Source organism: Streptomyces sp. NPDC091272 (assembly GCF_044757485.1).
GTDB lineage: Bacteria > Actinomycetota > Actinomycetes > Streptomycetales > Streptomycetaceae > Streptomyces.
This window is the reverse complement of record NZ_JBIVVC010000003.1, coordinates 141,408-168,083: the sequence shown is the minus strand read 5'-3', so window position 1 is coordinate 168,083 and position 26,676 is coordinate 141,408. Positions and strand designations below refer to the sequence as shown.

Below are 26,676 nucleotides of genomic sequence, written 5' to 3'. Positions count from 1 at the left end.
CTAAAACTCTCGGTAAACGAATCGTAATTCAGAGTAAAGGCTTGGGTGGGCCTTTGCGGTCAAATGGGGCAATTACTCACCCGAACCAGTGAATAAGCATTTCGTGCGGCTTGTCGCATCAATGTGATTGTGCGTGCGTGCGAGGTTTGCCGCGCCGTTCGAACCGTTCCGGTCCGCGGCCCTGCAAGCCGATGAAGGAAAGAGGGTGGGCGGATGATGGCCGCCACGAAGAGAGTCACCTTCGGCGTCACCGCCGCCGTACTGTCCCTGGCCGCCCTCGCGGGGTGCGGGGGTCAGACGTCCGGACCGGCAGGCGCCCACGGAGCCAAGAAGAACGAGCCCGTCGCCGCACCCAAGAGCCCGGTCCGGCTGATCGGCGACGGCTCGACCGCGTACACCGGGGCCCAGCCCATGCAGCCCGTGCCGAAGAAGCTCGCGCCGGGCCAGAAGCCCCCGCAGTTCGTGGTGTTCTCCTGGGACGGCGCGGGTGAGGACAGCCAGCGGCTGTTCTCCCACTTCCGCAAGGTCGGACAGAAGTACAACGCGTCGATGACGTACTTCCTCAGCGGGGTCTACCTCCTGCCCGGGGACAAGAAGAACCTCTACAACCCGCCGCAGCACGCGGTCGGGCGCTCCGACATCGGCTTCAACGACGCCAAGGGAATCAAGGACACCGTGGAGCAGATCCGCGGCGCCTGGTTCGAGGGCAACGAGATCGGCACCCACTTCAACGGCCACTTCTGCGGCAAGGACGGCGGGGTGGGCACCTGGTCCAAGGAGGAGTGGAAGAGCGAGATCTCCCAGGCCAAGTCCTTCGTCAAGAACTGGAAGTCCAACGCGGCGCTGAAATCGGTCAAGCCGCTGCCCTTCGACTACGAGAAGGAACTGATCGGCGCGCGCACCCCCTGCCTGGAGGGCCGCAAGAACTTCATGCGCGCGGCGAGCGAGATGGGCTTCCGCTACGACACCAGCGGTGTCAACGACCAGATCTGGCCCGAGAAGGAGGGCCGTCTCTGGGACCTGTCGATGCAGCTGGTGCCCGTACCTGGGAGGGCCTTCCAGACCCTGTCCATGGACTACAACTTTTACATGAACCAGTCGGGTGCGACCCGCGGCGACGAGAGTCAGCACGAGTACTGGGGCAATCAGATGCGCGACGGTCTGCTGCAGGCCTTCGACCGTTCGTACAAGGGCAACCGCGCCCCGCTGATCATCGGCAACCACTTCGAGTCCTGGAACGGCGGCACGTACATGCGCGCCATCGAGGACACCATCAAGGCCGTCTGCACCCAGCGCGACGTGAAGTGTGTGTCGTTCCGTCAGCTCGCGGACTGGCTGGACGCGCAGGACCCGAAGGTCCTGGCCAAGCTGCGCTCCCTGAAGGTCGGCCAGGCGCCGAAGACGGGCTGGGCGTCCTACCTGAACCCGGCCGCCCAGCCGGCCACCCGCGCGTCGGCCGCCCACGCCCCGGCCGCCCTTGCACCGGCCTCTCACGCCCCGGCCGCCCTTGCACCGGTCGTCCACGCGCCCGCCGCGCAGGCAGCCGCACCGGCTGAACGGCACTGAGCTTCCGCTCCCTTGGCCGGCCCGGCCGGTGCGCCGGCACTTCGCCACTCAGGCGGGTTGGGCCGCGCCGGCCACCAGCCGCTCGTCCAGTACGAAGGCCGGGTCGACCTGGGCAGCCAGGTCGACGCCGGTCTTCGCGTTCCCCCAGCTCTCCGCGTTCTTCAGGTGGAAGTGCACCATCTGGCGGGTGTATCGCGCCCAGTCGCGGTGCGCGTAGCTGTCCTCGGCGGCGTCCTGGAGCGTTTGCAGGGCGAGCCGGTTGTCCGCCTCCAGGAGCTCGAAGCGGTTGGGCCGGCCCTTCTCCATGGCGCGCACCCAGTCCGACTGGCCCACGGAGACCAACAGGTCGTCACCGACCTCCGCGCGCAGGAAGTCCAGGTCGTCCTGACCCTGGACCTTGTTGCCGACGACCTTCAGCGCGATGCCGAAGTCCCGGGCGTACTCCTTGTACTGACGGTAGACGGAGACGCCCTTGCGGGTCGGCTCGGCCACCAGGAACGTCATGTCGAAGCGGGTGAACATGCCGGACGCGAAGGAGTCCGAGCCCGCGGTCATGTCGACGACGACGAACTCCTCGGGGCCGTCGACCAGGTGGTTCAGGCACATCTCGACGGCGCCGACCTTGGAGTGGTAGCAGGCCACGCCCAGGTCCGACTCGGTGAACGGGCCGGTGGCCATCAGCCGGATGACGCCGTCGTCGAGGGAGACCTCACGGGCGCACGCGTCGTACACCGGGTTGTCCTCGCCGACCCGCAGCAGCCGGGAGCCCTCGCCGGGCGGAGTCGTCTTGATCATCGACTCGGCGGAGGCGATGCGGGGGTTGGTGCCACGCAGGTAGTCCTTGATGAGGGGGAGGTGCGCCCCCATCGCGGGCAGCGCGGCCGACTCGTCGTCCGAGAGGCCCAGGGCCGCGCCCAGATGCTGGTTGATGTCGGCGTCTACGGCGACGACCGGAGCTTCGTTGGCCGTGAGGTGGCGGATGAACAGTGAGGACAGCGTGGTCTTGCCACTGCCGCCCTTCCCGACGAAAGCGATCTTCATGTTCACCAAGGGTAATCGCGTGAATGCTCTGGGTGTGCAATGCAAGTGAAGAAGACCACTCCAAGGAGGAGCCGGGACGGGTGCGCGGGAACGGTGCGTACGCTCCTTACTTATGAGTACGAACGCTGATCCGCTCGCGGCGCTAGGTGCGCTGCCGGGCGTGCCCGAGGCAGTGGATTCCGTGCGCGGGGCGGTGGACCGGGTCTACGGGCACCGCGTCATGCGGCGTCGCAGCAACGAGATCACCGGAGAGGCCGCGCTGCGTGGTGCGCGCGGTTCGGCGGCGCTCGCGGGGGCCGACTGGGCACTGGAGGAGGTGCGGCGGCGCACCGACTTCAGCGGCGACGACGAGGCCCGGGTGGTCGGCGGGGCGCTGCGGCTGGCGGCCGAGGCAGGGCAGTTGCTCTCCATCTGGCGGCAGTCACCGCTGCGGGTCCTGGCCCGGTTGCACCTGGTGGCGGCGGGTGGAGCGGGCGTCGCGGACGAACTTGTGGGACGGCCGAGGCTGGCGGGCGAGCCGGTCGACGAGCCACTGATCGAGCTCGCTCTCCCCGGTGCGAGCGAGGTGGCCGGCCGCCTGGAGGGGCTCTCCCAGCTGATCATCGCGGGCGGCGCGGCTGCTCCGGCACTGGTGACGGCAGCGGTGGTGCACGGTGAGCTGCTGGCCCTGCGGCCGTTCGGCTCGCACAACGGGCTCGTGGCACGGACCGCCGAGCGCATCGTGCTGATCAACAGCGGGCTCGACCCGAAGGCGGTGTGCCCGGCCGAGGTGGGCCATGCGGAACAGGGCCGGGCGGAGTACCTCGCGGCCCTGGAGGGTTACGTGTCCGGCACGCCGGAGGGCGTGGCGGCGTGGATCGCGCACTGCGGACGGGCGGCGGAGCTCGGCGCCCGGGAGTCGACGGCGGTCTGCGAGGCCCTGCAGCGCGGAGCGGCCTGAACCTGGGACGGGCGGGCCGCTCAGGGGCCGGGGCGGGCGGTGTCGGTGTCGGACACGGGTGTTTGGCCACAAGAGTGCGGCGGTACCTGCTGGACACAAAGGTGCGGCGGTGCCGAACGCGCAGGTGCGGCGGCGCTGGACATGAAGGTGCGGCGGTGCCGAACACAAAGGTGCGGCGGCGCTGGACATGAAGGTGCGGCGGTGCCGAACACAAAGGTGCGGCGGTACCTGAGTCGGTACCGCCGCTGGCATGTCGGCCGGGTTACCAAGCGTCCTCGGATTTTTGCCCATCAGGTCGGGATCTTCGCCCGTCGCCTGGTGCGGCTGGCCCGTAATCGACGGGTCGACGTCGCGTGGGTGCTCGGCTTCCATGCGCGGTCCGTGGGGCCGTGATGCGTAGGCAGGTGATCCTCTCGGATGTCCTTGGTCTCGCGGGCCGTTGACTCCTTTGTACTCCCGTCGGCGGGGAAGCGAAACCCCTGGGGGGCCTTCTTTACTTTTAGTCTCAAATACGGGCAAATCGCAGGGGAGTGGCAAGCCACAGGTTGCATGGACTCAACCGGTGACGGGGACCCGGCGGCGGTTCGCGTACCAGACGAGGCCGGCCGTGGCGGCCGCCGCGCCCACCGCTGCCGCTGCCATCAGGGCCGGGCGGGGCGGCATCGAGAGACTGGGTAGCCGCTGCTTCAGCCGCACCGGACGGTTGAAGGTCAGAATCGGCCATTCCCGGGCGGTCGCCTCCCGGCGCAGGGCGCGGTCCGGATTGACCGCGAAGGGGTGGCCGACCGACTCCAGCATCGGCACGTCGGTCGCCGAGTCGCTGTACGCGAAACAGCGTGCCAGGTCGTACCCCTCGGATGCGGCGAGCTCCTCGACGGCCTTCGCCTTCGTCGGCCCGTAGGCGTAGTACTCGACCTCGCCGGTGAAACAGCCGTCTTCGCCGACGACCATCCGGGTGGCCACCACCCGGTCCGCCCCGAGCAGCTCGCCGATCGGTTCGACCACCTCGGCCCCGGACGTCGAGACGATCACGACATCGCGGCCGGCCGCGTGGTGCTCCTCGATGAGAGAAGCCGCCTCGTCGTAGATGATCGGGTCGATCAGGTCGTGCAGGGTCTCGGCGACGATCTCCCGCACCTGCTGGACGTTCCAGCCCTTGCAGAGCGCCGAGAGGTATTCGCGCATCCCTTCCATCTGATCGTGGTCCGCGCCCCCGGCCAGGAAGACGAACTGCGCGTACGCCGTTCTGAGAACGGCCCGGCGGTTGATCAGCCCGCCTTGGTAGAAGGACTTGCTGAAGGTCAGCGTGCTCGACTTCGCAATGACGGTCTTGTCCAGGTCGAAGAAGGCAGCGGTGCGGGGGAGCGAGCGGATTTCCACGAGGCGAGCATAGGCGCCCACCATTCGGCGTACGCTGTGGCGCGTGGGTTTGCCTGAGAAGCCTCTCGGGTACACCATGGAAGTCACGGATCGTTCGCGACCGTGCTACCCCGGTTCGGCTCCTCCCCCCCCGAGTCGAACCGTGGCAGACGACCCCCGCTCTCCCCCCCGGCGGGGGTCGTCGCATGTCCGGATGGGTTTTCGGACTCCTCGGCGGCCCTTGATCCTGGTGTATCGGGCAGGCCCTCCCTCTCGTACGTGATGGATGTCGGGTCCTCTCACGCTCTCAACTAGTCACTCTGGGTAGTCGTTCCGCTCCCCTTGGAAGTCACTGGTAAGGGTGGTCGGAATATTCACAACCGATGAGTTGTCCACAGTTTTCGAGCAAGATCCACACGATTTTCCGGATCGCTGCACGGTGATTCCAGCCGCGAAGTTCGCGGATCTCGAAATCGCTTGAGAGCGCAGTGAGAGGGGGCGGAGATCGTGGCTCGACCGATCACACCCGACCGGTTGTCGGCTGCCGGAGGGCGGCGGGGTGGACCGCTGATCGTCACCGAAGATGTGGAACTGCTCGACGATCTACTGAGATTGTGCGCCGCGGCGGGAGCGGAGCCGGAAGTTCAGCACGGATTGCCGGAACGGCACGGAAGTTGGGAAGCCGCGCCGCTGGTGCTCGTCGGCGATGACGCCGCCGCCCGCGTGCGGGGAGCCGTGCGCAGGCGAGGGGTGATGCTCGTCGGACGGGACCAGGACGATCCGCTGGTCTGGCGGCGGGCCGTCGAGATCGGCGCGGACTACGTACTGCGCCTGCCGGACGCGGAAACCTGGCTGGTGAACCGGATCGCCGACGCGACGGAGGGCGTCGGCCGTCAGGCACTCACCGTCGGAGTGATGGGCGGACGCGGCGGGGCGGGGGCTTCCACCCTGGCGTGCGCGCTCGCCGTCACGGCGGCACGAGCCGGCAGCCGCACCATGCTCATTGACGGCGATCCGCTCGGTGGGGGGCTCGACGTCCTGCTCGGCGGGGAGAGCGTGCAGGGCATGCGCTGGCCCGACTTCGCCTCCTCACGGGGGCGGGTCGCCAGCGCGGCACTGGAGGAATCGCTGCCCCGGCTGCATGACTTGAGAGTGTTGAGCTGGGACCGCAGCGACGCGGTGGTCATCCCCCCGGAAGCGATGCGGTCGGTGCTCGCGGCGGCCCGCCGGGCCGGCGGGGTGGTGGTCGTGGACCTGCCGCGCCGGGTGGACGAGAGCGTGGCGGAGGCGCTGGCCCAGCTGGACCTCGGGCTGCTCGTGGTGCCCGGGGAGCTGCGGGCCGTGGCAGCGGCTCGGCGGGTCGCCGCCACGGCGGGCATGGTGCTGGAGGATCTGCGGACGGTCGTACGAGGACCGTATGCGGCAGGACTCGACGAGAAATGGGTGGCCAAGGCACTCGACCTCCCTCTGGTGGGAGAAGTGCCCGCCGAGCCGGGGCTGTGGGAGGCCCTCGCGGACGGGGAGCCGCCGGGGAGCAGCCCGCGCGGTCCGCTGGCCCGCTTCTGCACCGCGTTCTGGGAGCGCGCGCTGGTCGGGGGTGTGGCCGGATGAGCGCGTCCGTACTGCTCGACGCGGTGCGCATGCGTCTCGCGGAGAGCGGGGCGGAGCCGACACCGGCCAGGGTGGCCGCCGTGCTGCGGGAGCAGGGGCGGCTGCTCGGGGACACGGAAGTCCTCGGGGCCGCCGACGAGTTGCGGTCCGAGCTCGTGGGGGCGGGACCGTTGGAGCCGCTGCTCGCCGATCCTTCGGTGTCCGACGTGCTGGTGTCGGCGCCGGACCGGGTGTGGGTCGACCGCGGCGCGGGCCTGGAGCTCTCCGAAGTCTGCTTCGAGGACGCGGCGGCGGTGCGCAGGCTGGCGCAGCGGCTCGCCGCCGTGGCCGGCCGACGGCTCGACGACGCCAGGCCGTGGGTGGACGCCCGCCTGCCGGACGGGACGCGGATGCACGCCGTGCTGCCACCGGTGGCCGTCGGGTCGACGTGTCTTTCACTGCGGGTGGTTCGGCCCAGGGCGTTCCGGCCCCAGGAACTGGTGACTGCCGGGACCGTGCCACCGGGCGGGGACGTGCTGCTGCGGGCGCTGGTGGAGGCCAGGCTTTCGTTCCTGATCAGCGGGGGCACGGGGGCGGGCAAGACGACTCTGCTCTCGGCGCTGCTGGGGCTGGTCGGGGAGCGGGAGCGGATCGTTCTCGCGGAGGATTCGGCGGAGCTGCGACCCGACCATCCCCATGTGGTGCGGCTGGAGTCCCGGCCCCCGAACCAGGAGGGCGCGGGCCGGGTCACCCTGCGGGACCTGGTGCGACAGGCGCTGCGGATGCGGCCTGACCGACTGGTGGTCGGTGAGGTCCGCGGCGGCGAAGTGACCGAACTGCTGGCCGCGTTGAACACCGGGCACGAGGGCGGGTGCGGGACCGTCCACGCCAACGCGGCGGCGCAGGTACCGGCACGGATGGAGGCCCTGGGGACGGCCGCCGGACTGGACCGGGCGGCTTTGCACAGCCAGTTGGCGGCAGCGCTGTCGGTGGTCCTGCATCTCGTACGGGACCGGGACGGGCGGCGGCGCCTCGCCGAGGTGCACGTGCTGGACCGGGACCCTGCCGGGCTGGTGCTGACGGTGCCCGCGCTGCGGTGGGGCGCCGAGGGGTTCGTACGGGAGCGGGGCTGGCCCCGGCTGCGCGAACTGATCGGTGGTGCGCTGTGACCGGAGGGCCGCCCTCGTACGCGACGACGTACGCGGCGACGTGTGCGGCGATGGTGTGCGCGGGGCTCGCGGCCTGGTTGCTGGTCGGCCGGGGGCAGGGCCCGCGACGGGCCCGGACGGTGCTGGCCGGGGGCTTGGCGCAGGAGCGGGAGGCGCCCTGGGAGAGGGTCTGGCCGCAGGTGCGGGAGCGGATGCGGCCCGAGTGGTGGTGCGTGCCGGGGGCGGCGGTGGTCGCGCTCCTGGGGGAGTCGGTGATTCCACTGGCGCTGGGGGCGGCGGCGGTTCCGCTGGTGCGAAGGCGGCTGCGGGCGAGGGAGCGGACGCGGGCGCGCGCCAGACGCGCCGACGAGGTGATCGCGCTCTGCGGGGCGGTCGGTGGGGAGCTTCGGGCGGGCAGTCAGCCGGGACAGGCGCTGTGCGCGGCGGCCGCGGACACCGGCGCGCTGGGCGACGGGGCGGCCGAGGTGTTGGCGGCGGCCAGGTTCGGGGGTGAGGTGCCGGTGGCGCTGCACCGGGCCGCGCGGGAGCCGGGAGCGGCCGGGCTGGTCGGTCTCGCCGTCTGCTGGCAGGTGGCGGTGGGCAGCGGGGCCGGACTCGCCGCCGGACTCGACCGGTTGGAGGCGGCGCTGCGGGCCGATCGGGACCGGCGGGAGCACCTGCGGGCACGGCTGGCGGGGGCCTGGTCGACGGTGGGACTGCTCGCGGTGCTGCCGGTGGTGGGAGTGCTGATCGGCACCGCGATGGGCGCCGACCCGCTGAGGGTGCTGCTGCACACACCGCTGGGGCTCGGGTGCCTGGTGACGGGAGGGCTGTTGGAAACCGTGGGACTCCTGTGGGCCCACCGGATCGTGAGCGACGGAGAGGGGGACGGGTCATGAGTGGCGAAGTTGTCCACAGGCTGGGGGCGGTGGTGGCCGCGGGGGCGGCCGTGGGAAGCCTCGCCTTCGCGGTGGCGGGGCGGCGCAGCGAGCGGGAGGCCCGGCAGCGGCTGGTGAGACTGCTGGCGGTCGAGGCGGCGGTGTACGAGGAGGCACGGCGAGGACTCCTTCGTGGCCGCGTCGGGTGGGCGCGGGACTGGGGCGGTCCCGCAGGAGCGCTGGTCGCGGGATACGTGCTCGTGGGCGGGGTGTGGGGGTGTCTCGCCGGGGCGGTGGCCGCGGTCGGAGTGCGGCGGTGGCAGCGGGGCCGTCAGTCGGGGGGCGAGGCTGCCGCCGAGGAGGCGGCCGTGGGTCGGCAACTGCCGCTTGCCGCAGACCTCTTGGCGGCCTGCGTCGCGGCGGGGGCCGGGCCTCTGGAGGCTGCGGGGGCGGTCGGGGATTCACTCGGTGGGCCGGTCGGGGAACGGCTGTCGCGGGTGGCGGCGGAGCTCAGGCTCGGAGGTGAACCGGCCCAGGCGTGGGGCCGGGTGGCGGCGATACCGGGCGCCGCCGGGCTGGCCAGGTGCCTGGAGCGCGCTGGAACCAGCGGGGCCCCGGCGGCCGGGCCGATCGGTCGCGTGGCGGACGGCCTCCGGGCGGAACGGGCCCGTTTGGCCGAGGCATCGGCCAACAGGGCCGGGGTGCTGATCGTCGTTCCGCTGTCGCTCTGCTTCCTGCCCGCGTTCTTGGTGGTGGGAGTGGCGCCGGTGGTGATCGGGCTGGCGGACGGGTTGCTGGGCGGTGGCTGAAACGAACCGGCAAAGAGCCGGTTCGGCATACGCGGTGAACGTAATCAACGGGAGGTCGAGATGTGGAAATGGCTGTGGGTGTGGAAGCGGTGGTGGATGTGGCTGAAGCTGCGGGGCGGAAGCTGGGGGCGAGTGGCAGGGGACGCCGGAATGACGACCTCCGAGTACGCGGTGGGGACGATCGCGGCGTGCGCCTTCGCAGCGGTGCTCTACAAGGTCGTCAGCAGCGACGCGGTCTCGACGGCGCTGCAGGCGGCGGTGTCGAGGGCGCTCGATGTCCAGTTCTGAGACAGCGACGCAGAGCCGTGCGCAGGGTGACAGCGGCTATGTGACTGCCGAGGCGGCTCTGGCCCTGCCCGTACTGATGTTGTTCGGGTTGGCGCTGGTGTGGGCCCTGATGGCGGCCTCCGCGCAGATCCAGTGCGTCGACGCGGCCCGGGTGGGGGCGCGGGCCGCGGCCCGGCAGGAACCACGGGCGGCGACAGAGGCGGCGGTGAGGCAGGCGGCGCCGGACGGCGCGAAGGTCGGGTTCAGGCGTGAGGGCGACCTGGTGCGGGTGCTGGTGGAAGCACCCGCGCCGGGGCCCGGCCGACTGGGCCTGGCACTGCGGGCCGAGGCGGTGGCTCTGGCCGAGGAGACGGTGGGGGCGGGGGCGACGTGAACCTGCGGGCGACGGCGATGGCGGGAGGAGGTGGCTCGGGGCGGGGGTGGGTGCGGGGGTGGGTGCGGAGGTGGGGCCGGGGGCGGGCGCCGGCGCCGGGGAGAACAGGGCGTTGGGGGCGTGGGCCGATGAGGACGAGGGGAGCGGGGTCGGACCGGGGGTCGGCGTCGGTGTGGGCGTTGGGGGTGATCGCGATGCTCGCAGTGGTGTTCACCGGGGTGCTGGCGATGGGACAGGCAGTGGTGGCCCGGCACCGGGCCGGCGGCGGCGCCGACCTGGCGGCGTTGGCGGCGGCAATGGAGTGGAGGCGGGGGGAGGCCACGGCGTGCGGGAGGGCGCGGGAGGTGGCCGGGGCGCAAGGTGCCCGGCTGGTGAGGTGTTCGGTGCGGGGCGAGGTGGCGGACATCTCGGTGGCGGCCGGCGTGGGGCCGTACGAGGTGGAGGTGAGGGCCAGGGCAGGGCCGGGAGGGCCGACAGGGCCGGCAGGGCCGGGAGGGCCGGGAGGGCAGGGAGGGCAGGGAGGGCCGGGAGGGCAGGGAGGGCAGGGAGGGCCGGGAGGGCCGGGAAGGCCAGGAGTGCCGGGAGGGCCGGGAGGCAGCGTGGTCGAAGGTGCCTCAGGGGCTCGGGGACCCCTAGGACTCGCTCTCGTTCAAGGTGGTGGGCTCGGATGGGGTGGAGTCGGTGGAGGAGGGGTCGGGTGGGGTGGGAGTGGTGGTGGCGGGGGGTGGGGCCGCGTTGAGGAGGGTGGTGAGGAGGCGGAGGGCGCCGCGTTTGTGCAGGGGGTCGTTGCCGTTGCCGCACTTGGGGGACTGGATGCAGGACGGGCAGCCGGCGTCGCACTCGCAGGAGGCGATGGCTTCCCGGGTGGCGGTGAGCCAGGCACGGGCGGTCTCGAATCCGCGTTCGGCGAAGCCGGCGCCGCCCGGATGGCCGTCGTAGACGAAGACGGTGGGGAGGAGGGTGTCGGGGTGGAGGGGCAGGGAGACCCCGCCGATGTCCCAGCGGTCGCAGGTGGCGAAGAGCGGGAGCAGGCCGATGGAGGCGTGTTCGGCGGCGTGCAGGGCGCCCGGGAGGATCTCGGGGGTGAGGCGGGCCGCGTCCATGTCGTCCTCGGTGATCGTCCACCAGACGGCCCGGGTCCGCAGGGTGCGCGGTGGCAGGTCGAGCTTGGTCTCGCCCAGGACCTCGCCGGTGATGAGTTTGCGGCGGAGGAAGGAGACGACCTGGTTCGTGACCTCGACGGAGCCGTAGTGCAGGCGGGCCGTGCCCCAGTGGACGGTGGTGTCGGTCGACAGGATCGAGATCGCGGTGGTGTCGCGAGCGGTGGTGGAGTAGGGCGGACTGGCCTCTTCCACCAGTGCTGCGGAGTCTTCGAGGTCGAGCCGGCGGACCAGGTAGCTGCGGCCCTGGTGGAGGTGGACGGCGCCCTCGTGCACGGCGGTGTGGGCGGCTTCGGCGTCGACCGTGCCGAGCAGCCGGCCGGTGGACTCCTCGACGATCTGGACGGGATTGCCGCCCCCGCCCCGGATGTCGGCCAGGTCGGCGGCGCGGTCGCGGCGGGTCCAGTACCAGGACTTCCCGCGGCGGCGCAGGAGGGCCGCCGCTTCGAGGGAGGGCAGGAGCGGGGCCGCGGCCGGGCCGAAGAGGGCGAGGTCGGGAGCGGTCAGGGGGAGCTCGGCGGCGGCCGCGCACAGGTGCGGGGCAAGGACGTACGGGTTGTCGGGGTCGAGGACCGTCGATTCCACCGGCTGGGCGAAGAGGGCCTCGGGGTGGTGGGCGAGATAGGTGTCCAGGGGGTCGTCGCGGGCGATGAGGACGGCCAGGGCGCCCCCGCCGGAGCGGCCCGCACGGCCGGCCTGCTGCCAGAGGGAGGCGCGGGTGCCGGGATAGCCGGCGATCAGGACGGCGTCCAGGCCGGAGACGTCGATGCCGAGTTCGAGGGCCGTGGTGGCGGCCAGGCCGAGGAGCTCGCCGGAGTGCAGGGCGGCTTCGAGGGCCCGGCGTTCCTCGGGGAGATAACCGCCGCGGTAGGCCGCCACCCGCTGTGGGAGGGAGCGGTCGATCGAGGCCAGGCGTTCCTTCGCGATGAGGGAGATCAGTTCGGCCCCACGGCGGGAGCGCACGAAGGCGACTGTGCGGGTTTTGTGCAGGATCAGGTCGGTGAGCAGGTCAGCCGTCTCCGCGGTGGCGGTGCGTCGCACGGGGGCCTCCTGCTCGCCGTGGAGATCGGTGAGCGGGGGCTCCCAGAGGGCGAAGACCAGTTCGCCGCGGGGCGACGCGTCGTCGGCGACCTCCCGGACGGGCAGGCCGGTGAGGCGGCTCGCGGCCACCGCCGGGTCCGCGGAGGTGGCGGAGGCGAGGAGGAAGACCGGGTCGGCCCCGTACCGCGCGCAGAGCCGGCGGAGCCGGCGTACGACCTGCGCGACGTGGGAGCCGAAGACGCCGCGGTAGGTGTGGCACTCGTCGATGACGACGAAGCGCAGGGCCTTGAGGAAGGAGGACCAGCGGGGGTGTGACGGGAGTATCCCGCGGTGCAGCATGTCGGGGTTGGTGAGGACCAGGTTGGCGTACTGGCGCACCCATTCGCGTTCCTCGACCGGGGTGTCCCCGTCGTAGACCGCCGGGCGGACCGCGTTGCCGAGGGGGGCCGCGAGGGCTTTCACCGCGCGGCGCTGGTCGGCCGCCAGGGCCTTGGTGGGCGCCAGGTAGAGGGCGGTCGCGCCGCGGCCGTTGGGCGCCTCAGAGCCGTCCAGGAGGGCGCTGAGGACCGGCGCCAGGTAGGCGAGGGACTTGCCGGAGGCCGTCCCGGTGGCGATCACCACGGACTCGCCGTCCAGCGCGTGCTCCGCGGCCTGTGCCTGGTGGGTCCAGGGGTGCTCGATTCCGGCGTTCCGGACGGCCGCGATCACTTCCGCGCGGATGCGGTCGGGCCAGACTGCATGGGTGCCCTCACGCGGGGGCAGGTGCTCCGTATGAGTGACGCGAGCGGCCCGGCTCTCCCCTGCGGTGAGACGGGCGAGGACCTCGCCTGGAGACGGGGTCTGGGCCCTGCTCTGGGGAGGTCGTCCGGTACGGGGATTCTTGGCCATCACCGCCGAGTGTGTCACTGGCGTGACGGACAATGGGCCCAAGGCGTCGTGCTCGCCTGCTGGTAAGTGATTGAATGCGTTTCGCGGCTGGCGTTCCGTCCTCTGGCTCCGCCGGGGAGACCTCAGGGGGGCGGCCGCTCGATAGCAAGGTGCTGGAGGATCCGTGGACCTGTCCCTGTCGACTCGCAACGTGACCGGACCTGCCGGCGACCGTACGGTCGTCGAGGTCGGTGGCGAGATTGATGTGTATACCGCGCCCAAGCTGCGCGAGCAGTTGGTCGAGTTGGTGAACGACGGCAGTTACCACCTGGTCGTCGACATGGAGGGCGTGGACTTCCTCGACTCCACCGGTCTCGGCGTACTGGTCGGCGGGCTGAAGCGTGTGCGTGCCCATGAGGGCTCGCTGCGCCTGGTCTGCAACCAGGAGCGCATTCTCAAGATCTTCCGGATTACCGGACTGACCAAGGTGTTCCCCATCCACACCACGGTCGACGAAGCCGTCGCGGCCACCGACTGACGGCTTCCGGTTCCCGGGAGCGATTTCGAAACAAAGAGCAGTACAACGCGGGGTGCCGGGCCTACCGCCCGGCCTCCTGCGGATGCACGCCCGTACGTCAAGGGGGAGCGCAATGGCCACCGTGGAACTCCGTTTCAGCGCCCAGCCCGAGCACGTCAGGACGGCCCGCCTCGTGGCGGCCGCCGTGGCGCGTCGGGCCGGGGTCGACGAGGCGGTGCTGGACGAAGTCCGGCTCGCGGTGGGTGAGGCGTGCTCCCGAGCCGTGGGGCTGCACCGTTCGAACGGTATTTCGGCTCCGGTGCGGGTGGCGTTGACCGAGGAGGAGAAGACCTTCTCCATCGAGGTCGGCGACGAGGTTCCCGGGCCGGACGTCGCGGTGCCGGACGCGCGCAGCACACCGGAGTCGGTGCCGGGTGCTGTCGATCTCGACTCCGACGGCGAGGACGACATGGGACTCGCCGTGATCAGCGGGCTCGTCGACGACCTCGAAGTCGTCGACGGGGCGAACGGCGGAGTGATCCGTATGAGCTGGCCCATCGCTTCCGCGGTGAATCTGCCCTGAGGCCCCTGGGGTCCCTGTGGTAATGCTCCTACGGCATTTCCGGAATTGATATTCGTAAGGCCCTGCTGAGCAGGGCCTTTCGTCTTTTCGGAGCCGCTTCAAAATCATTTACCGAGATCGGTTCCACTGCGGTCTGTTGAGATCAGCTTCCGCTACCTACAATCCGTCCACATCTTGAGCTCTGCGCGTCAAGGAGGACGAATGGCGGGACTCTTCAACTCCCCACAGTCCGAACATCTCTCCAACCTCGCGGTTTCACTCACCGACAACAACCGGCTCATCGTGATCGTCATCGCCGCCGTCGCGATCGCCGCACTGATCGTCGCCCGCCTGCTGGTACGGCAGGTCCTGGCGGCGGACGAGGGTACCGACTCCATGAAGGAGATCGCCGCCGCCGTTCAGGAAGGCGCGAACGCCTATCTGACGCGGCAGCTGCGGACCCTGGGGATCTTCGCGGTGGTGGTGGTGTTCCTGTTGCTGCTGCTTCCGGCCGACAACGCCTCGCAGCGGATAGGACGATCGCTGTTCTTCCTCGTCGGCGCGGTATTCTCCGCGGCGACCGGATACATCGGCATGCGTCTTGCCGTACGGAGCAATGTGCGTGTGGCGGCGGCTGCGCGAGAAGCGACGCCTGCCATTTCGGTGGAGGGGGAGACACAAAAGGATCTCGCCTCGGCGTCCGCGGTGGACGGTTCGAAGATCGCTTCGCACAAAGCGATGAAGATCGCTTTTCGCACGGGTGGCGTCGTCGGAATGATCACCGTGGGCCTCGGGCTGCTGGGGGCCGCCGTCGTCGTCCTCGTGTACGCCGACCACGCCCCCAAGGTCCTGGAGGGCTTCGGTCTCGGCGCCGCGCTCATCGCGATGTTCATGCGGGTCGGCGGCGGCATCTTCACCAAGGCCGCCGATGTCGGCGCCGACCTGGTCGGCAAGGTGGAACAGGGAATTCCGGAAGACGATCCGCGCAATGCCGCGACCATCGCCGACAACGTGGGTGACAACGTCGGTGACTGCGCGGGGATGGCGGCCGACCTCTTCGAGTCGTACGCGGTGACGCTGGTCGCGGCGCTGATCCTGGGCATGGCCGCGTTCGGCGACGCGGGGCTCGCGTTCCCGCTGATCGTCCCCGCGATCGGCGTGATCACCGCGATGATCGGCATCTTCGCCGTCGCGCCCCGGCGCGCCGACCGCAGCGGCATGACCGCGATCAACCGCGGCTTCTTCATCTCCGCCGCGATCTCCCTGGTGCTGGTCGCCGTGGCCGTCTTCGTGTACCTGCCGTCCTCGTACGCGGATCTCGACGGCGTCGGGGACAAGACGGTGCTCGGGCACAGCGGTGATCCGCGGATGCTGGCGCTGGTCGCCGTGGCCATCGGCATCGTGCTGGCCGCGCTGATCCAGCAGCTGACGGGCTACTTCACTGAGACGACACGGCGGCCGGTCCGTGACATCGGGAAGTCGTCGCTGACCGGGGCCGCGACCGTGGTGCTGGCCGGCATCTCGATCGGGCTGGAATCCGCCGTCTACACCGCGCTGCTCATCGGACTCGGTGTGTACGGGGCCTTCCTGCTCGGCGGCACGTCGATCATCCTGGCCCTCTTCGCGGTCGCGCTGGCCGGGACCGGGCTGCTCACCACCGTCGGGGTCATCGTCGCGATGGACACCTTCGGCCCCGTCTCCGACAACGCGCAGGGGATCGCCGAGATGTCCGGCGACGTGACGGGCGCGGGCGCGCAGGTGCTCACCGACCTGGACGCGGTGGGCAACACGACCAAGGCCATCACCAAGGGCATCGCCATCGCCACGGCCGTCCTCGCGGCGGCGGCGCTCTTCGGCTCGTACCGCGACGCCATCCTGAGCGCGGCGCGGAAGGCAGGCGTGGTGACCGGCGGTGAAGGCACCCCGGTCAACCTCTCCATGGACATCTCGCAGCCGAACAACCTGGTCGGGCTGATGCTCGGCGCCGCGGTCGTCTTCCTCTTCTCGGGGCTGGCGATCAACGCGGTGTCCAGGTCGGCGGGGGCCGTGGTGTACGAGGTGCGGCGGCAGTTCCGCGAGCACCCGGGGATCATGGACTACACGGAGAAGCCGGAGTACGGGCGGGTCGTCGACATCTGTACGAAGGACGCGCTGCGCGAGCTGGCGACCCCAGGGCTGCTGGCCGTGATGGCTCCGATCGCGGTCGGCTTCACGTTCGGGGTCGGCGCGCTCGGCTCGTACCTCGCGGGTGCGATCGGGGCCGGCACCCTGATGGCGGTCTTCCTCGCGAACTCCGGCGGGGCCTGGGACAACGCCAAGAAGCTCGTCGAGGACGGCCACCACGGCGGCAAGGGCAGCGAGGCGCACTCCGCGACGGTGATCGGTGACACCGTCGGTGACCCGTTCAAGGACACCGCGGGCCCCGCGATCAACCCGCTGCTGAAGGTGATGAACCTGGTGGCGCTGCTGATCGCACCCGCCGTCGTCCAGTTCAGCTTCGGCGTCGACGCGAACCCGTGGGTGCGGGCCGTGGTCGCGGTCATCGCCTTCGGCGTGATCGTCGGCGCGGTGTACGTGTCCAAGCGGCGCGGCATCGTGATGGGCGACGAAGCGGGCGGCCAGGGAGGAAATGGTGACGAAGGCAACTCCGGGGGTGTGCCGGAACAGGCCGGGCCGACCATGACGACCAGGGCGGTGCCGTAGAGGATCAGGTAACGGCAGCTCAGAAGGCGGGCGGGCGGCACGCGTTGGTGTGTCGCCCGCCCCCTGTGCGCGCGGGCGCGGGAGGGGCGTGAGCCGTCTCTCTCTTGGTGCAAATGGCTTCAATGCCGGGTGAATGGGACCCTCGACACGCGGTAGTAGCCCAGTTGGCGTGTATGTTCCGGGGCCGAGAACCTTGGAAGGGACCAATCCGGTGAACAAGAAGCTTGCAGCCGCACTGTCCGGCGGTGCGGTACTGGTGATGATGACGACGCTGACCGGCTGCGGAGACGACGCCGAAGACAAGAAGGCGGAGTGGTCCAAGGCTTTCTGCCCGAAGGAGAAGACCGCGCTGGACAAGCGCAGCAAGGCCGAGCAGCTGATCGTCGCGACGGCGGCCGACGGCAAGCCCGAGGACATCAAGAAGGCTGACGTGGCCGCGTTCCAGCAGGTCGCGGAGTCGAACCGGGCGCTGGCCCAGGCGCTGCGCACCTCGGGCGTACCGCCGATCGACAAGGGCGAGCAGCTCCAGCAGGACGGCATCAAGCAGTTGGAGGCGCAGGCCGCCGCGTATACCGAGCTGAAGAAGAAGGCCGAGGCACTCGACCCGAAGAACGGCGACTCGTTCGCGAAGGGCCTGAAGGAGATCGGCACCGACATGGAGAAGGCGGACAAGCTGCTCAGCAAGGCTCAGCCGACCTGCGTGAAGCCCAAGGACGGGGCCGCGACCCCGACCAAGTGACCGAAGGGCCCGGCGGCCCGAGCTCCCCCCGAGCCGGGGGGTACGCCCGGGGCCGGGCCGTGCACGGGTTACGGCGATTGTCGGTGGCAGCGGTGACAATGGCCGGGTGAGTCAGACCAGTCTTTCCGCGCCCCTGCCCGAGTCCCTGCCCGCCCCCGAGAGCGCGCCCCGGCTGCGGGACGCCCTGCTCGCCGCGGCCTTCACCGCCGACGGGCTGCTCGACCTGCTCGGCGCGCCCGCGTACAGCGCGCTCGCCCGCGGCGAGACCGTGCCCGCCCTGCGCGCCACCAGGGGAGAGGGTCCGCTGGCGACGCTGGTGCGCCTCTTCCTGCTCCAGGAACCGGTGCCGGCCCCGCGCGCCGCCGCCGTACTGCCGGTGGAACTGTGCCTGGCCGACGGCTGGCTGGTGGCAGAGGGCGACGAGGTACGGGCGAGCGTCGATGTGCGGCCCTACGGCGGGGACGAGGGCCAGGACTGGTTCATCGTGTCCGACCTGGGGCGTGCGGTCGGCGGCGCGGGCGGGGCGGGCACCCGCGAGGAGGGCGTCGTGCTCGGCGTCGGCGGCGCGTCCACCACGCTCGCCGGCATCACCGTACGTACGCCTGTCGGCTCCGCACTGGACCTCGGTACGGGCTCGGGCATCCAGGCGCTGCACGCCGCCCAGCACGCGGTACGGGTCACCGCCACCGATCTGAACCCGCGGGCGCTCGCCTTCACCCGCCTCACCCTCGCACTGTCGGGGGCGCCGGAGGCCGAGCTGCTGGAGGGCTCGCTGTTCGAGCCGGTGGGGGAGGCGACGTACGACCTGATCGTCTCCAACCCGCCCTTCGTCATCTCGCCCGGCGCCCGGCTGACCTACCGGGACGGCGGAATGGGCGGGGACGACCTGTGCCGCACGCTGGTGTCCGGCGCGGGAGAGCTGCTGAACGAGGGCGGGTACGCGCAGTTCCTCGCCAACTGGCAGCACGTGGAGGGCGAGGACTGGCAGGACAGGCTCCGCTCCTGGGTGCCGCGCGGCTGCGACGCGTGGATCGTGCAGCGCGAGGTGCAGGACGTCACGCAGTACGCCGAGCTGTGGCTGCGCGACGGCGGCGACCACCGGACCGACCCCGCCGAGTACGCGGCGCGGTACGAGGCCTGGCTGGACGAGTTCGAGGCCCGCAAGACCACCGGGGTCGGCTTCGGCTGGATCACCCTGCGCAGGTCGGCGGCCGCGCAGGACGCGCCGTCGATCACCGTCGAGGAGTGGCCGCACGCCGTCGAGCAGCCGCTGGGCCCGGTGATCCGCGCCCACTTCGAGCGGCAGGACTATCTGCGCGCACACGACGACGCGGCGCTCCTCGCGGACCGTTTCAAGCTCGCCGACGAGGTCGTGCAGGAGCAGATCGGCACGCCGGGCGCCGAGGACCCGGAGCACGTGGTGCTGCGCCAGCACCGGGGGATGCGGCGGGCGACGAAGGTCGACACGGTCGGTGCGGGTTTCGCAGGGGTGTCGGACGGGTCGCTGACCGCAGGTCAGATCCTGGACGCGATTGCGCAACTCATCGAGGAGGACCCGGTATTGCTCAGGGACCGGACCCCGGAGGCCATCCGTTTGCTGGTGGAGCAGGGGTTCCTGGAGCCGCTCGGGGCGGGCGGGGTCCAGTGAGCTGAAGGACCGCGGCCACCCGGTGGGCGAGTGCCGGGGTGCGGCACGGGTGCGCGAAGTCACCTCGGCGGGTCCGTCGTCCCGCCGAGGGCGGCTCGAAGGAGCTTCGGCGGGGTCCGTCGGATCCGCCGGGGTGCGGCAGGGGGCGTGCGGGACCGGCCCGCCCCGGCGGTCGGCCGATCTGAAGGCGCAGGCCGGGACGGCCTCGCCGAGAGGCGGCTGAGGGGGCTCATCGGCAGGTCAGGCGGGGTCACCGGGCCGGGAGCCGGACGGCTCGACCCGGCACCCGTAAGGGGTGGTGTGTCGGTCCGGGCGGCAGGAATGGCGATTGTCGGGTTACCGTCTCCGAGTGGCCGTTGCGGGCTTTCGGGCTTTTGCCGTTTGACACGGGGGCGGGTTGTACCGTCACACTCCGCAGCGATATGCGCCGCGCACTGCCGTGCGTGGCGGGTACAAACCACCACTTGTGACCACCGAGTGTCGACCGGAGAGAAGAGCCAAGTTGTCCCCGACCAGCGAGACCGCACAGGGCGGCCGCCGACTCGTCATCGTCGAGTCGCCTGCCAAGGCGAAGACGATCAAGGGCTACCTCGGCCCCGGATACGTAGTCGAGGCGAGCGTCGGGCACATCCGCGACCTCCCGAACGGCGCCGCGGAGGTGCCGGACAAGTACACCGGCGAGGTCCGTCGCCTCGGGGTTGACGTCGACAACGACTTCCAGCCCATCTACGTCGTGAACTCCGACAAGAAGGCGCAGGTCAAGAAGCTCAAGGAGCTGCTGGCCGAGTCGGACGAACTCTTCCTGGCCACCGATGAGGACCGCGAGGGCGAAGCCATCGCGTGGCACCTCCAGGAGGTCCTGAAGCCCAAGGTCCCCGTCCACCGGATGGTCTTCCACGAGATCACCAAGGACGCGATCCGCGAGGCGGTGTCGAACCCGCGCGAGCTGAACAAGCCGATGGTCGACGCGCAGGAGACCAGGCGCATCCTCGACCGCCTGTACGGCTACGAGGTGTCGCCGGTCCTGTGGAAGAAGGTCATGCCGAAGCTGTCGGCGGGCCGGGTGCAGTCCGTCGCGACCCGCCTTGTGGTCGCCCGGGAACGCGAGCGCATCGCTTTTCGTTCTGCTGAGTACTGGGACCTCACCGGTACGTTCTCCACCGGACGCACCGGCGACGCCTCCGACCCGTCCTCCCTGGTCGCCCGCCTGACGACGGTCGACGGCAGGCGCGTCGCCCAGGGCCGCGACTTCAGCGCGGCCGGACAGCTGAAGAGCGACGTCCTGCACCTGGACGAGGCGAACGCCCGCGCACTGGCCGCGGCCCTCGCCGACTCCACCTTCGCGGTGCGCTCGGTCGAGTCCAAGCCGTACCGCCGCTCGCCCTACGCACCGTTCCGTACGACGACCCTCCAGCAGGAGGCGTCCCGCAAGCTCGGATTCGGCGCGAAGTCGACCATGCAGGTGGCCCAGAAGCTGTACGAGAACGGCTTCATCACCTACATGCGTACGGACTCCACGACGCTGTCCGGCACCGCGATCACCGCCGCCCGCACCCAGGTCACCCAGCTGTACGGCGCCGACTACCTCCCGGACAAGCCGCGCACCTACGCCGGGAAGGTCAAGAACGCCCAGGAGGCGCACGAGGCGATTCGCCCGTCGGGTGACCGTTTCCGCACTCCGGCCGAGACCGGCCTGACCGGCGACCAGTTCCGGCTCTACGAGCTGATCTGGAAGCGGACGGTCGCCTCGCAGATGAAGGACGCGGTCGGAAACTCGGTGACCGTGCGGATCGCGGGCACCTCGTCCGACGGCCGGGTCGCCGAGTTCTCGGCCTCCGGCAAGACGATCACCTTCCACGGCTTCATGAAGGCGTACGTGGAAGGCGCCGACGACCCGAACGCGGAGCTGGACGACCGCGAGCGCCGTCTGCCGCAGGTCGCCGAGGGCGACGCGCTGGGCGCCGAGGAGATCACGGTTGACGGCCACGCGACCAAGCCGCCGGCCCGTTACACCGAGGCCTCGCTGGTCAAGGAGCTGGAGGAGCGGGAGATCGGGCGTCCGTCCACGTACGCCTCGATCATCGGCACCATCCTGGACCGCGGCTACGTCTTCAAGAAGGGGACGGCGCTCGTCCCGTCCTTCCTGTCGTTCGCCGTGGTCAACCTGCTGGAGAAGCACTTCGGCCGGCTCGTCGACTACGACTTCACCGCCCGGATGGAGGACGACCTCGACCGCATCGCGCGGGGCGAGGCGCAGTCCGTGCCGTGGCTGCGGCGGTTCTACTTCGGCGAGGGCGAGGCGGCCGGCCTCGCCTCCGAGGCGGGCAACGGCGACGGCGACCACCTGGGCGGGCTCAAGGAACTGGTGACGGACCTCGGTGCGATCGACGCGCGGGAGATCTCGTCGTTCCCGGTGGGCGACGGGATCGTGCTGCGGGTCGGCCGTTACGGGCCGTACATCGAGCGTGGCGAGAAGGACGCGGAGAACCACCAGCGTGCGGACGTCCCCGACGACATGGCTCCGGACGAGCTGACCGTGGAGTACGCGGAGGAGCTGCTGGCCAAGCCGAGCGGTGACTTCGAGCTGGGCGCGGACCCGGAGACGGGACGGCAGATCGTCGCGAAGGACGGCCGCTACGGCCCGTACGTCACGGAGATCCTGCCCGAGGGCACGCCGAAGACCGGCAAGAACGCGATCAAGCCGCGGACCGCCTCCCTCTTCAAGTCGATGTCGCTGGACACGGTGACGCTGGCCGACGCGCTGAAGCTGATGTCGCTGCCGCGCGTGGTGGGGGTCGACGCCGAGGGCGTCGAGATCACCGCGCAGAACGGGCGTTACGGGCCGTACCTCAAGAAGGGGACGGACTCGCGGTCGCTGGAGACCGAGGACCAGCTGTTCTCCATCACGGTGGAGGAGGCGCTGGCCATCTACGCCCAGCCCAAGCAGCGCGGGCGGGCCGCGGCCAAGCCGCCGCTGAAGGAACTGGGCACGGACCCGGTGAGCGAGCGTCCGGTCGTGGTGAAGGACGGCCGCTTCGGTGCGTACGTGACCGACGGCGAGACGAACGCGACGCTGCGCTCGGGCGACAGCGTGGAGGAGATCACTCCGGAGCGCGGGTACGAGCTCCTGGCGGAGAAGCGCGCCAAGGGACCGGCGAAGAAGGTCGCCAAGAAGGCGGCGAAGAAGGCTCCGGCGAAGAAGGCTCCGGCCAAGAAGACGGCAGCGAAGAAGACGGCGGCAGGCGCGGCGGCGAAGAAGACGACGGCTCCCGCGGCGGCGAAGAAGACGGCGGCTGCGGCGGCGAAGAAGACACCGGCTCCGGAATAGAGGGCCCTCGGGGGCCCGGGGCCCCCGCGCCCCTGGGCCCCGGGCGCGAGGAACTGCGCGATCAGCCACGACGTGCCCGCACGTCTCGCTACCACGGTCAGGGGGCACCTCCCAGGGGCGCGGGGAACTGCGCGATCAGCCACGACGTGCCCGCACGATCCGCTCCCTCGCCCAGGGGGCGCCCCACGAGGCCGGGGATCTGCGCGACCAGCCACGACGCACCCGCACGTCTCGCTCCCACGCCCAGGGGGCACCTCCCAGGGGCGCGGGGAACTGCGCGATCAGCCACGACGCGCCCGCGCGAAGGAAACGCGCCACGCAAGGCTGGCCCGCCGCCAAGGGGGATGCGCTTCGCGCGAGGGGCCGCCCCCTTGCCCACCCGTCCCGCCCCCGGGGGGGCGGCCCCGCTGCCCAAGGAGGCTGGGGGGAGCTTCGGGCGGCCTCAGCCCAAGGGGCTGCTCCGCTGCCCGGCGGGGCTCAGGGTGGGGGGAGACATTAGTTCGAGTGCACGCGCATGCGGTCCCGGTGCTGCGGATAGGCTGGGCGGATGACGCGAGCCGAGCAGCCAACGGTCGTGAGCCCCACCTCCGACGCACTAGCCGCAGACTCACGCGAGCGAGCCGTACGGGCTCTTCTGCGCCATCAGCCGCTGAAGCGGCTGTGGAGCGCACAGCTCGTCGGCGGTGTCGGGGATGCTCTCGCCCTTCTTGTCCTCCTCCTGCTGACGCTGGAGGCATCAGGCCCCCGAGATGTCTTCGGCGGGGATTACCGCGGTGCGGCCCTGATCGTGGCCTCCGTGTTCGGTGCGCGTGTGCTCGCCACTCTGTTGTTCGGGGCCGTACTGCTCGGCCCTGTCTCCGCGCTCGTCGCGCCCGGAGGTCCGCTCGACCGGCGCTGGGCGATGCTCGGCGCCGACGGTCTGCGGCTCGCCCTGCTGGTCGTCGCCCCGCTGTGGGTGGTCTGGCTGCCCGCGAAGGCGACAGCGATATTGCTGGTGACCGTGTTCCTGATGGGGGTCGCCGAGCGTTTCTGGGCCGTGGCGTGCGAGAGTGCCGCACCCGCACTGCTGCCCGCCCCGCCCATCGAGGGCGCCGCGGTACGGCCCCTTCCGGATCACCTCGGGGCGCTGCGACGGCTGTCCCTGCGTACGAACTTCGCGGCGATCCCGCTCGCCGCCGCCGCGCTCCTGGTCGCCGTGCTGCTCGGCCGGCTGCTCGGGACCGGCATCGACTGGTTCTCGCGCCACCAGGCGGCGCTGGGTTCCTATCTCGCGGCAGGACTCTTCGCCGCCTCCGTTTCCACGCTCGTACTGCTGCGGCTTCCCGATGTGCAGACGCCGCGCGCGCGTTCTCCGCTGGAGGGGCTGCGTCGTCCGAGCACCGGGAACGGGCCCGACAAGGGGCGCACCGGAGCCATTCCGCTTCTGGTTCTGGCCTGTGCCGCGGTCACCATGTCGACTGCCGCCGCCGGAGCCGTCTCGGTACTGCACGCACGTGATCTCGGCCGCGGACCGGCCGTCTTCGCGCTGCTCGTACTCGCCCTCGCGGCAGGTGTGGGCATCGGCATCCGTACTGCCGCCAAGATCCTTCCGACGCTTTCGCGGCGTCGGCTGCTGGCTCTCGCGATCGCCGTCACCGGGGTCGCGCTGCTGGCCATGGGCCTGGTCCCGGACACCACCACCGTGCTGCTGCTCGCGCTCCTCGCGGGCGTCGGCGCGGGTGTCGCGGCGAACACCGGGCACACCCTGCTCGACCTGGAGACGGAGGACTACCGCCGGGCCCGTACGACGGAGCACCTGCAGGCGGTCGTACGCGTCTGTGGCGCGCTCGGCGTGCTCGCCGGGCCCCTCCTGGCTGCCGCGATCGGTATGCACAGGCTGGAGAGCGGAAGCTTCGTCTTCGTCCGGGGTGGCGGCGCCGGATATACGTTGATGCTGGTCGGAGCGCTGCTGCTGCCCGTGGCCGCCCTCGTGCTCGCGAAGGCGGACGACCGGCAGGGGGTTCCACTGCGGCGCGATCTGCGCGAGGCGGTCCGCGGCGGGGAACCCGGGCAGGCACCCTCGGCGACCGGCTTCTTCATCGCCCTGGAGGGCGGCGACGGCGCCGGCAAGTCCACCCAGGCCAAGGCGCTCGCCGACTGGATAAGGGACAAGGGCCACGAGGTCGTGGTCACCCGCGAGCCGGGTGCGACGCCGATCGGCAAGCGGCTGCGGTCGATCCTGCTGGACGTGTCGAGCGCGGGACTCTCGAACCGCGCGGAGGCACTGCTGTACGCGGCGGACCGCGCGGAGCACGTGGACTCGGTCGTACGGCCGGCGCTGGAACGCGGCGCGATCGTCATCAGCGACCGGTACATCGACTCGTCGGTGGCCTACCAGGGAGCGGGCCGCGACCTGGCCCCGACCGAGATCGCGCGCATCTCGCGCTGGGCGACCCACGGGCTCGTACCGCACCTGACGGTACTGCTGGACGTGTCTCCCGAGACGGCGCGCGAGCGCTTCACGGAGGCGCCGGACCGGCTGGAGTCGGAGCCGCCGGAGTTCCACGCGCGCGTGCGGGCCGGGTTCCTGACCCTCGCGGCCTCGGACGCGGGCCGCTATCTGGTGGTGGACGCGGGCCAGGAGCCCGAGGCGGTCACCACGGTCGTACGTCACCGGCTCGACCAGATGCTGCCGCTGTCGGAGCAGGAGATCGCCGCCCAGCAGGCCGCGCGCAAGGCCGCCGAGGAGGAGGCACGCCGCCTCGCCGAGGAGGAGGCCGCGCGCAAGGCCGAGGAGGAGCGGCTGGAGCGTGAGCGCCAGGAGCAGCTCGCCCGGCTGCGTGCCGAGGAGGAGGAGCGCAAGCGCCGCGAGGTCGAGGAGGCGCGGCTGCGCGAGGCCGAGCGGCAGGCGGAGGAGGCACGCAGGCGCGCGGAGGAGGCGCGCAGGCAGGCCGAGGAGGAACGGGTACGCCGCGAGGCCGAGGCCAAGGCGCGCGCGCTTGAGCAGGAAAGGCTCCGCAAGCAGGCCGAGGAAGAGGCCAGGCTGCGCGCGGAGGCGGAGGAGCGCCGCCGCGAGAAGCAGCGCAAGGCCGAGGAGGCCCTGCTGCGTGCGGAAGAGGCACGGGCCGCGGCGGCAGCGGCATCGGCGGCTTCCGCTGCCGCGGCTGCCCTGCGGGTGCCGGAGCCGGACAACGAGACGACGCTCCAGACGCCGATGGCACGGCTGAACCTGACGAAGGACGGGGACGGGGACCACCGGGACGGGGACCACCGGGACGGGAGCGGCCGGGGCGCGACCGCCCACGATGACGCGGGTCGGGACGTGGAGGAGACGACCTCGCTGCCCCGGACGCCGTCCGCGCGGGAGACCTCCCCACGCCCGCCGCGGCCCACGGCGGACCGGGCGGCGGACGAGACGGCCGTGATCCCGCCGGTTCGGGACGTGCGGGCGGCGGACGAGACGGCCGTGATCCCGCCGGTTCGGGACGTGCGGGCGGCGGACGAGACCGCTGTGCTTCCGCCGGTACGGGAGGCACGGGACGCGGACGAGACTGCCGTCATTCCGCCCGTACGCGAGGCAAGGGCGGCGGACGAGACGGCCGTGATCCCGCCGGTACGGGACGCCGGGGCCGCGGACGAGACCGCTGTGTTTCCGCCCGTACGGGATACGGGTGCGGCCGGGGGAGGCCGGGTTCCGCGGGGGTACTTCCGGGACGAGCGTGACGAGCGTGTCGTGCCCCGGGAGGACGCGACGCGCGAGCTTCCGCAGTTCGACCCGGACAATCCGGGCGGCGAGCACGAGGACTCGGCCCGCTCCGATCGGCCGCGTCGGCGTTCGGACTGGGCGGAGGAGACGCCGCTGGACGATCTGCCGTCGCTGGCGGACGAACTGCTGGGCGAGCAGGACGAGGACAACGGGAAGCGGGGCAGGGGGCGCGGACGCCGGCCCTGAGGGGTGCGCGCGGCCGTGAGGGGCCGGGGTTCGGCCGACGCTTGAGGGTGCGTGGGGCGGGGCGGGGGCGGGCTGCTCGTGCTCGTAGGAACGGTCCGTTCGCTTCGGTCCGACGTCGGCGGGCTGCTCGTGCTCGTAGGAACGGTCCGTTCGCTTCGGTCCGACAGCGGACCCGTGCCTCGCCTGGC

At 71.4% G+C, this 26,676-nt stretch carries 18 protein-coding genes and 1 pseudogene; 16 read left to right on the top strand and 3 right to left on the bottom strand.

Features of this window, described 5'->3' with window-relative positions; all coding sequences use genetic code 11:
- Positions 1-213: 213 nt before the first annotated feature.
- Complete coding sequence (locus ACIQM4_RS09945) at positions 214-1,566, top strand: hypothetical protein (protein ID WP_401588626.1); 1,353 nt, start codon at positions 214-216, stop codon at positions 1,564-1,566.
- Positions 1,567-1,614: 48 nt separating this feature from the next.
- Here the strand turns inward: ACIQM4_RS09945 and ACIQM4_RS09940 are convergent, their stop codons facing one another.
- Positions 1,615-2,607 (bottom strand): ATP-binding protein, encoded by a 993-nt coding sequence (locus ACIQM4_RS09940; RefSeq protein WP_401588624.1) that lies wholly within the window; start codon positions 2,605-2,607, stop codon positions 1,615-1,617.
- A 112-nt stretch (positions 2,608-2,719) separates the two neighbouring features.
- On the opposite strand from ACIQM4_RS09940, the gene ACIQM4_RS09935 reads away from it, so the two are divergent.
- Positions 2,720-3,547 (top strand): oxidoreductase, encoded by an 828-nt coding sequence (locus tag ACIQM4_RS09935; RefSeq protein ID WP_401588621.1) that lies wholly within the window; start codon positions 2,720-2,722, stop codon positions 3,545-3,547.
- 555 nt (positions 3,548-4,102) lie between these two features.
- Here the strand turns inward: ACIQM4_RS09935 and ACIQM4_RS09930 are convergent.
- Positions 4,103-4,951 (bottom strand): HAD family hydrolase, encoded by an 849-nt coding sequence (locus ACIQM4_RS09930; protein ID WP_401588619.1) that lies wholly within the window; start codon positions 4,949-4,951, stop codon positions 4,103-4,105.
- Between the two features lie 474 nt (positions 4,952-5,425).
- Here ACIQM4_RS09930 and ssd point away from each other — a divergent pair, with 474 nt between their 5' ends.
- The 7 genes and pseudogenes from ssd to ACIQM4_RS09895 all read left to right on the top strand — a co-directional run.
- A complete protein-coding gene (gene ssd / locus ACIQM4_RS09925; RefSeq protein WP_401590085.1) occupies positions 5,426-6,517 on the top strand; it encodes a septum site-determining protein Ssd in 1,092 nt (363 codons plus the stop codon).
- Entirely contained in the window at positions 6,514-7,665 is a 1,152-nt protein-coding gene (locus tag ACIQM4_RS09920; protein ID WP_401588617.1) for a TadA family conjugal transfer-associated ATPase, read from the top strand. Before ssd ends, ACIQM4_RS09920 begins: the two co-directional genes overlap by 4 nt.
- Before the next feature lie 50 nt (positions 7,666-7,715).
- Positions 7,716-8,543, top strand: coding sequence for a type II secretion system F family protein (locus ACIQM4_RS09915; RefSeq protein ID WP_401590082.1), 828 nt, complete (start codon positions 7,716-7,718; stop codon positions 8,541-8,543).
- A complete protein-coding gene (locus ACIQM4_RS09910; protein WP_401588614.1) occupies positions 8,540-9,331 on the top strand; it encodes a type II secretion system F family protein in 792 nt (263 codons plus the stop codon). Before ACIQM4_RS09915 ends, ACIQM4_RS09910 begins: the two co-directional genes overlap by 4 nt.
- A gap of 150 nt (positions 9,332-9,481) precedes the next feature.
- Entirely contained in the window at positions 9,482-9,619 is a 138-nt protein-coding gene (locus ACIQM4_RS09905; protein WP_401588611.1) for a DUF4244 domain-containing protein, read from the top strand.
- Entirely contained in the window at positions 9,606-9,992 is a 387-nt protein-coding gene (locus ACIQM4_RS09900) for a TadE family type IV pilus minor pilin (protein ID WP_401588608.1), read from the top strand. The genes ACIQM4_RS09905 and ACIQM4_RS09900 overlap by 14 nt, the downstream gene beginning before the upstream one ends.
- 17 nt (positions 9,993-10,009) lie before the next feature.
- Positions 10,010-10,444: pseudogene (locus tag ACIQM4_RS09895) on the top strand (Rv3654c family TadE-like protein); the annotation flags it as partial.
- Between the two features lie 180 nt (positions 10,445-10,624).
- Here the strand turns inward: ACIQM4_RS09895 and ACIQM4_RS09890 are convergent.
- Positions 10,625-13,081, bottom strand: coding sequence for a DEAD/DEAH box helicase (locus tag ACIQM4_RS09890; protein WP_401588605.1), 2,457 nt, complete (start codon positions 13,079-13,081; stop codon positions 10,625-10,627).
- A gap of 163 nt (positions 13,082-13,244) precedes the next feature.
- Here ACIQM4_RS09890 and ACIQM4_RS09885 point away from each other — a divergent pair, with 163 nt between their 5' ends.
- The 7 genes from ACIQM4_RS09885 to tmk all read left to right on the top strand — a co-directional run bounded on the left by ACIQM4_RS09885 (position 13,245) and on the right by tmk (position 26,488).
- Positions 13,245-13,598, top strand: a complete 354-nt coding sequence (locus tag ACIQM4_RS09885; protein ID WP_185033884.1) for an STAS domain-containing protein — start codon at positions 13,245-13,247, stop codon at positions 13,596-13,598.
- 112 nt (positions 13,599-13,710) lie between these two features.
- On the top strand, positions 13,711-14,160 hold the full coding sequence (locus ACIQM4_RS09880) for an ATP-binding protein (protein WP_401588602.1): 450 nt from the start codon (positions 13,711-13,713) through the stop codon (positions 14,158-14,160).
- 201 nt (positions 14,161-14,361) lie between these two features.
- Positions 14,362-16,842: a sodium-translocating pyrophosphatase gene (locus ACIQM4_RS09875; RefSeq protein WP_401588599.1), complete on the top strand. Its 2,481-nt coding sequence runs from the start codon at positions 14,362-14,364 to the stop codon at positions 16,840-16,842.
- 211 nt (positions 16,843-17,053) lie between these two features.
- Entirely contained in the window at positions 17,054-17,581 is a 528-nt protein-coding gene (locus tag ACIQM4_RS09870) for a small secreted protein (protein ID WP_401588597.1), read from the top strand.
- 106 nt (positions 17,582-17,687) lie between these two features.
- On the top strand, positions 17,688-19,229 hold the full coding sequence (locus ACIQM4_RS09865) for a methyltransferase (RefSeq protein WP_401588594.1): 1,542 nt from the start codon (positions 17,688-17,690) through the stop codon (positions 19,227-19,229).
- A 502-nt stretch (positions 19,230-19,731) separates the two neighbouring features.
- Entirely contained in the window at positions 19,732-22,557 is a 2,826-nt protein-coding gene (gene topA / locus ACIQM4_RS09860; RefSeq protein ID WP_401588592.1) for a type I DNA topoisomerase, read from the top strand.
- A gap of 547 nt (positions 22,558-23,104) precedes the next feature.
- Entirely contained in the window at positions 23,105-26,488 is a 3,384-nt protein-coding gene (tmk, locus tag ACIQM4_RS09855; RefSeq protein ID WP_401588589.1) for a dTMP kinase, read from the top strand.
- Positions 26,489-26,676: the final 188 nt, after the last annotated feature.